The following is a 6,660-nucleotide window of genomic DNA, read 5'->3' on the forward strand; positions in this document are numbered from 1 at the left end:
CATCACGCCATTGAGAGCCTTGGGCCTTGTGGATCGTCACAGCGGCGCCATGCAAAAAGGCCGCGCCCATACGGGCGGCAAAGGGGATAAACGGTTCTTCCTCATCAGGCATCTCGATCTTGACGATCGAGGCAGCCGAGACTTGTGGATCTTCGGCGCCGACCACATGCAAGCGCGAGAAGCCAGGCTTTCGGCCTGGTCCAAGGTAGATGACTTGCGCGCCTTTGATGAGGCCTCGCGCCTCCAGATCAAGCCGCTTTTTGCGGTGCTTGAGAGGCAGCTCCAACCCGTCACAAATGAGCGGTTCACCCTCAAGCAGTGCATCTTCGGGAGCGTCATACACGCGGCGGAAGGCGTTGATCAGGCGGATGCGCGTGGCATTGCGCCAGACCAGCACGGGGCTGCGCGCCATCAAATCAACTTCGACCCGCTGGCTCCAGACAACCCTTTCGTCGCGCGCGGCGGCCTCTTCGATCATCCGCTCAAACGCTTCAAAGCCAAGCTCGGGGTCGGCCAGAGCATGGGCCAAATCAAGGATCGGGTTGCCCGCGTCCTGCCTGTGAATGCGGCTCAGATTGAGCACGGCGGGGGCCGGCAGCTTTTCAAACACCATCGTGCCTGACTGGTTTACAGGGGCGAGCTGGGCGGGGTCACCAAAGAGGATGAGGCTCGGGAAAATCTCTTTGAGGTCTTCAAATTGCTTGTCGTCGAGCATTGAGGCTTCGTCGATCATCCCGACATCGAGCGGCTCGTCGCGCCGCTTCCAGCCTGTGATGAAATCAGAGCCGCGCAGACCCGCAGCTGCGAGGGCCGCTGGGATCGACTTATTGGCTTGATAAAATGCATAGGCACGCTCAAGCGCAACCTCTGTCAGCCCTTCGATCTCAGGCTTTTCGCCCTGCCCTGTGAGCCATTCGGCGATGCGCTCATATTCGGGATCATAGACGGGGGAGTAGAGAATGCGGTGAATGGTTGTTGCAGGGACGCCGCGCATTCGCAGAACGCTTGCCGCCTTGTTGGTTGGCGCAAGGATTGCCAAGGTGCGGCGGTCTTTGCGCTTTTTGCCTTCATAATCGGCAGAAACCACATCCAGCCCCGCCTCCTCCATCGCCCGATAGAGCGCAGCGAGTAGCAGGGTTTTACCCGATCCTGCCTTGCCTGTGATCGCCAGCGTTTTGTTGGCCCCGCCTTGAGGCGGCTGAAGCAGGCCGTTTTCGATATCGATCCCTGCGGGGCGCAGCACTTCGACAACGCGATCAAAGGCGTGGGCCTGATCTTCGGACAACTGTGTGATCTCTGTGTTCATGCGCGCGACCCTAGAGCCTTTCGTGCGCGCTTTGAATGGGCAAAAGGCCTAGGCGGCGTCTGATTTTTGGGCTGGCTTCGGGCCGAAGGCGCGCAGATACCAATGCAGCATCACCGCTTCGCTGAGCTTGGCCTTTTTGACCAGTCGCGCCTTGGCGGCGGGCGTATAGGCCCAGAGGCCAAGGCTGGTTTTGGTGCGCCCCTGCCCCACGCTGCCCAAAATCTCAGGGCTGGCGCCGATCTGGCGGTAGATCCGCTCCATCGGAGCATCAAACACGCCAAGGAAATGCTCAAGCCTCTGACCTTCCATCAGCGCAGCACCCGCGAGCATGAGCCGTGCCGCTGTGGTTGGACTCGCACTCTCGCTCAGGCAAAAGCGGGTGCACTCCCAGATAAACGGGCTTTGAACGGGAGTGCCGCCAGAGAGATGCAGAAAATGCTCATGTGTCATGCAACGCTCAGTGGTTGGCAGGAAACGCATGGAGCCGCCATGAAGCCCATCGGGGCGCTGCCAGATCACATAAAGCGGGTTGAGCGCATCATATTGATCGCGCTCCTCGCCCGCGTCATCGACCGAAACCTCCCAGCCAAGCCGCTCGGAAAACTGCTTGGCGCGGTCACGAAACATGCTCTGCGCCAAACGGCTGTGTTCTGCCAAGCTGTCGCCGTAGAGAAATCTGATCATGGTTAACCCTCCGTAAATATATCGGAGGGTTTAGGACGGATGGGTTAACAGAACCCGAGCGCAGCGTGCGCTCTTTAGACGATGATCAGACCGTGCTGAAGCGCGCGGGCAACCGCATGGGTCGTGTTGGCAGCGCCAAGCTTGAAGCGCGCAGACTCGATATAAACCCGCAGGGTATGTTCAGAAATCGAAAGCGTATTGGCGACTTGCGCGCGCGAATAGCCCATGGCGAGAAAAGTCATGGCATCGACCTCACGGGGCGAGAGCGCACGGGCAGCCTCTGGGGCGCGGTCAGGCTCAAACTCCAGCGCTTTTTCATTGAAGTAATGGCCCACAAGGATCAGCTCGCGCCGCGCGGCCTCAATACGGCGTTCCCATGTTGCATCATCGCAATGATGACTGACGGTAAAGAGTGCAAACTGCCCGCTTGGTCCACGGATCGGAACAGAAAAGCCTTGATTGCCCACACCATGCGCAAGGGCTTCGGCCTGAAACGCTTGTGCGGCTTTGCTAGACCAATCCAGCATCTTCCAATCTACGGGGTGAAAACGCTGATAGCAGCCCAAAACAACAGGGTCAGTTCTGATGTAATCCCGTTCGATATAGCGCGTGACCCATTTGGGACTATAAGTTCCGCAGCCATATTGTGTGCCTGCGCCGCTGACCCAGTGATAAACAAGATGATCAACTTGGAAATAGTCACGCAAACGCTCTGAAATCGCCTGCAACTCACAGAGTTCAGAAGCCTTTTCCAGCGCCTCCAACATCGCGACAAAACTCAACTCGTCCTGCGTTCGCGCCACGCGCGTCTCCCCCCTCAGGCGAGGACACCAGCTCGCACGCTGCCAACAGCACCGTGTCATCCAACTGCTCGGCGAGCCTTGGAAGGCCGTTGGCCGTCGCAAAGCCCCGCAGATCTGTCAGAACGTCTAATATCCAGTTATTCTTCATTCTGATATTCGCCTTTGAAGGGTTAACGAAGGATTAATTGGCATTCTAAAAAGCGTATCACGGAAAAATAATTCAACCTATTCGCGAGTATTCCTTCTCCATAAATGGCGGGGTTCACTTTTCTAAGCTCTTGAAAAGAAAAGCCCCGCGCTTGGAGCTTGCAAGCGCGGGACCAATTTCAATCGTTAACAGCTTACGTGCTGAGACGTTACTTTCCAGCCGCGACTACATCATCCAATGTGCGCAGGCCTGTCTTCGGTGATTGCACCAATACAGACATGTTGCCGGGCTTGTGTTCGTTGCGCATCATCTTGATGTGAGCCGCAGGAATATCGGCCCAAGAGAACACTTCGGACATGCAAGGATCAAGGCGGCGCTCAATCATCAAGCGGTTGGCCGAGGCTGCTTGCTTGAGGTGGGCAAAGTGGCTGCCTTGGATGCGCTTCTGGTGCATCCAGAGGTAACGGACATCGAACGTACAGTTGAAGCCAGATGTGCCTGCGCAAATCACGATCATGCCGCCTTTTTTGCAAACGAATGTGGAGACTGGGAATGTCGCCTCACCAGGATGTTCAAAAACGATGTCGACGTTGTTGCCCTTGCCTGTGATGTCCCAGATCGCCTTGCCGAACTTGCGGGTCTCTTTGAACCATTCGGCGTATTCTGGTGTGTTCACTGTGGGTAGCTGACCCCAGCAGTTGAAATCTTTGCGGTTGATCACGCCTTTGGCGCCAAGACCCATAACAAACTCGCGCTTGTCCTCATCACTGATCACACCGATGGCATTGCCGCCCGCCGCATTGATCAGCTGGATTGCATAGGAACCAAGGCCACCCGACGCGCCCCAGACCAGAACATTCTGACCAGGCTTGAGCTCGTGAGGGTGATGGCCAAAGAGCATGCGGTATGCTGTGGCAAGCGTAAGCGTATAGCAGGCGCTCTCTTCCCATGTGAGGTGCTTGGGGCGTGGCAGAAGCTGCTGTGCTTGCACGTTGGTGAACTGGGCAAAAGAGCCGTCAGGTGTCTCATAGCCCCAGATGCGCTGGCTTGGGGAATACATCGGATCGCCGCCGTTGCACTCTTCATCGTCGCCATCATCTTGGTTGCAGTGGATGACAACTTCGTCGCCGACTTTCCAGTTTTTCACGGCCGAGCCTACAGCCCAAACGATCCCTGAAGCGTCAGAGCCTGCGATGTGATAATCTTGTCCATGGCTGTCAAACGGGCTGATCGGAACACCGAGGCCTGCCCAGACGCCATTGTAGTTGACGCCAGCGGCCATGACCAAAACCAAAACTTCATGGCTGTCCAGAACGGGTGTATCGACCACCTCGACCTGAAAGCTCTTGTCAGGCTCGCCGTGACGCTCGCGGCGGATGGCCCAAGCATACATCTGCTTTGGCACGTAGCCGAGAGGCGGCATTTCGCCAACTTCATAAAGGTCTTTTTCGGGCGCTTCGTAAGGTGTTACGCCTGTTTCGGTGTCCAAGGCCATTTGTTTACTCCATTGCCTGAGGCGGGGCTCTGCTGCAGTGCAGAATCGCATTAACTCCCCAAGAGGTAGCGGCGCTTACGCAACTTTGCAACGCCATTCGGTCATTTTTTGTAATTTTATAACCGAGCGAGTGCAGAAAAGCCTTCGCTAGTGCAGCAAATGTGCAATGGAATTCGCGTAATAGTGCAACAAAGGCCTGCCCTCGTCTGTCGCGGAATAAGTGCCCCCTGTCTCACTCACAAAACCACGCGCTACGAGATTGCGCAGGCCATACTCCACTGCGTAGTCCATATCCTCGCGCGGGGCGTGGATATGCGCTTCGGGCATGGCTTCAATCACAGCACAAAAGGCCTCGCGATACGCCGCAAAGCTCAGGGGGGCTTTGGCGCTCAGAAAGACGCTCGCCGCCAGAGGCACAGGCAAGACAGGCACAACCGCACCGATCCGCCGCATCAAATCAGTGGCCAAATCTTCAATCAGGAGAGGCTTTGTGCCTGCAAAGGCGCGCAGCGAGAGAGGCGCACCAAAGCTCACCGCAGCATAACCAAAGCGGTGATACCGCCCTGTCGCCCACCGCCATGTGATGCGCCAGATATATTTCACTACAACAGAGATACGCGCACCAAAGCGCCTGTCACCGCGCTGCCCCGCTGCCACGAGGATCTTGTCTTCAAAGACGCGGTCGTAATTGATCGCCACCGGGATAAAGACGACATCGCGTTCTTCAGCATCATAACCGTCTACAATATAGCGCAGAATGCCGAGCTTGGGCTTTGCCAACGCACCGTCAAGGGACAGCCCACCCTCGGGGAAGACCGCTTGGGTCACGCCTCCCTCTGTGGCCAGCGCCACATAACGCGCAAGCACACGGCGATAGAGCTCGCCCCGCGAGCGGCGGCGAATAAAATAAGCCCCCATCGCACGGATGAGCCGCGACAAGGGCCAGACCCGCGCCCACTCACCCACAGCGTAAGAGAGCGCGCTCTGCTCTGCTGCAAGATAGGTAACAAGCACATAGTCCATATTGCTGCGATGGTTCATCACGAAGACAACAGTGGCGCTGCGGTCAATGCTCGCGAGCGTATCAGCGGCATGATGGCCAAGGCGCACGCGATACAGCTTGCGGCTGAGAAAACGCGCAAAGCGGATCGCAAAGCCGTAGTAAAGTGTTGCGCTGAAAGAGGGGACAATCTCGCGGGCGTAGCGGCGCGCACGTTCAAACGCCACGTTTTCAGGCACACCCTCAGCGCGCGCATGCTCTGAGATCGCGGCCCAAACTTCACCGTCATAAATCAACCGCTGGATCATATCGTGCCGCCGTGCCAGCTTGAACGGCTCAATCGGACGCGTCAGACGCGTATTGAGCTGCGCCACGGCCTTTTCCATACGGCGGCGGAAGAACCAGCGCACCGAAGGAAAGAGAAAATGCGAGGCAAAGGTCACCGCTGCAAAGAGCAGAATAACCACCAAAAGCCAAAGCGGGAGGGCAACGGGCTGAAACATGTACCATGTTTTGCCAGAACCTCAGGGCTATGCAAGAAGATTGGCCAGGCGCCGCTCGAATGCCGCAACGCAGCGAATTGACGCGCCAGAAAATTCCAAGTATCAAGCTTGCAACGCACGATAATTACCCAAACCGATTCACGAGGCCCCTCATGTCCCAAGCGCAAACCCCGACCAGCAAAGACCGCCCTTGGCTCATCCGCACCTACGCGGGCCATTCAACAGCGGCGGCCTCAAACGCGCTCTACCGCTCCAATCTTGCGAAGGGTCAGACAGGCCTCTCGGTTGCCTTCGATTTGCCCACCCAAACAGGCTATGACAGCGATCACGTCCTTTCGCGCGGCGAAGTGGGTAAAGTGGGCGTGCCCGTCTGCCACTTGGGCGATATGCGCGCATTATTCAAAGATATTCCGCTGGAGCAGATGAACACGTCGATGACGATCAACGCGACAGCGCCTTGGCTTTTGTCGCTCTATATTGCTGTTGCCGAAGAGCAAGGCGCCGATGTGAGCGCGCTGCAAGGCACTGTCCAGAATGATCTGATCAAAGAATACCTCAGCCGCGGCACATATGTTTGCCCGCCTGCGCCGAGCCTCAAGATGATCGGCGATGTGGCAGAGTATTGCTACACCCATGTTCCCAAATGGAACCCGATGAATGTCTGCTCCTATCACCTGCAAGAAGCGGGTGCGACGCCCGAGCAGGAGCTTGCCTTTGCTCT

General features: G+C 57.1%; 7 protein-coding genes. 1 reads left to right on the forward strand and 6 read right to left on the reverse strand.

Annotation, left to right across the window (positions count from 1 at the left end):
* From P8O11_RS03045 to P8O11_RS03070, 6 genes are all read right to left on the reverse strand, one after another.
* A partial coding sequence (locus tag P8O11_RS03045; RefSeq protein ID WP_300291513.1) for an AAA family ATPase occupies positions 1 to 1,306 on the reverse strand: 1,306 nt, incomplete at its 3' end.
* A gap of 48 nt (positions 1,307 to 1,354) precedes the next feature.
* On the reverse strand, positions 1,355 to 1,990 hold the full coding sequence (locus tag P8O11_RS03050) for an acyl-homoserine-lactone synthase (protein ID WP_300291515.1): 636 nt from the start codon (positions 1,988 to 1,990) through the stop codon (positions 1,355 to 1,357).
* 74 nt (positions 1,991 to 2,064) lie between these two features.
* Complete coding sequence (locus P8O11_RS03055) at positions 2,065 to 2,757, reverse strand: autoinducer binding domain-containing protein (RefSeq protein WP_300291525.1); 693 nt, start codon at positions 2,755 to 2,757, stop codon at positions 2,065 to 2,067.
* Positions 2,729 to 2,941, reverse strand: coding sequence for a hypothetical protein (locus P8O11_RS03060; RefSeq protein ID WP_300291517.1), 213 nt, complete (start codon positions 2,939 to 2,941; stop codon positions 2,729 to 2,731). The genes P8O11_RS03055 and P8O11_RS03060 overlap by 29 nt, the downstream gene beginning before the upstream one ends.
* Before the next feature lie 208 nt (positions 2,942 to 3,149).
* Positions 3,150 to 4,436, reverse strand: a complete 1,287-nt coding sequence (gene ccrA, locus P8O11_RS03065) for a crotonyl-CoA carboxylase/reductase (protein ID WP_300291519.1) — start codon at positions 4,434 to 4,436, stop codon at positions 3,150 to 3,152.
* Between the two features lie 147 nt (positions 4,437 to 4,583).
* Entirely contained in the window at positions 4,584 to 5,939 is a 1,356-nt protein-coding gene (locus P8O11_RS03070) for a 1-acyl-sn-glycerol-3-phosphate acyltransferase (protein ID WP_300291521.1), read from the reverse strand.
* 152 nt (positions 5,940 to 6,091) lie between these two features.
* On the opposite strand from P8O11_RS03070, the gene P8O11_RS03075 reads away from it, so the two are divergent.
* On the forward strand, positions 6,092 to 6,660 hold a 569-nt coding region (locus P8O11_RS03075), incomplete at its 3' end, for a methylmalonyl-CoA mutase family protein (RefSeq protein ID WP_300291523.1).

This window comes from Lentibacter sp., assembly GCF_029254145.1.
GTDB lineage: Bacteria > Pseudomonadota > Alphaproteobacteria > Rhodobacterales > Rhodobacteraceae > Lentibacter.

Coding starts and splice junctions, on each gene's coding strand:
- P8O11_RS03060 (WP_300291517.1), bottom strand. CDS start 2,941: ATGAAGAATAACTGGATATTAGACGTTCTGACAGATCTGCGGGGCTTT.
- P8O11_RS03070 (WP_300291521.1), bottom strand. CDS start 5,939: ATGTTTCAGCCCGTTGCCCTCCCGCTTTGGCTTTTGGTGGTTATTCTG.
- ccrA (WP_300291519.1), bottom strand. CDS start 4,436: ATGGCCTTGGACACCGAAACAGGCGTAACACCTTACGAAGCGCCCGAA.
- P8O11_RS03055 (WP_300291525.1), bottom strand. CDS start 2,757: ATGTTGGAGGCGCTGGAAAAGGCTTCTGAACTCTGTGAGTTGCAGGCG.
- P8O11_RS03050 (WP_300291515.1), bottom strand. CDS start 1,990: ATGATCAGATTTCTCTACGGCGACAGCTTGGCAGAACACAGCCGTTTG.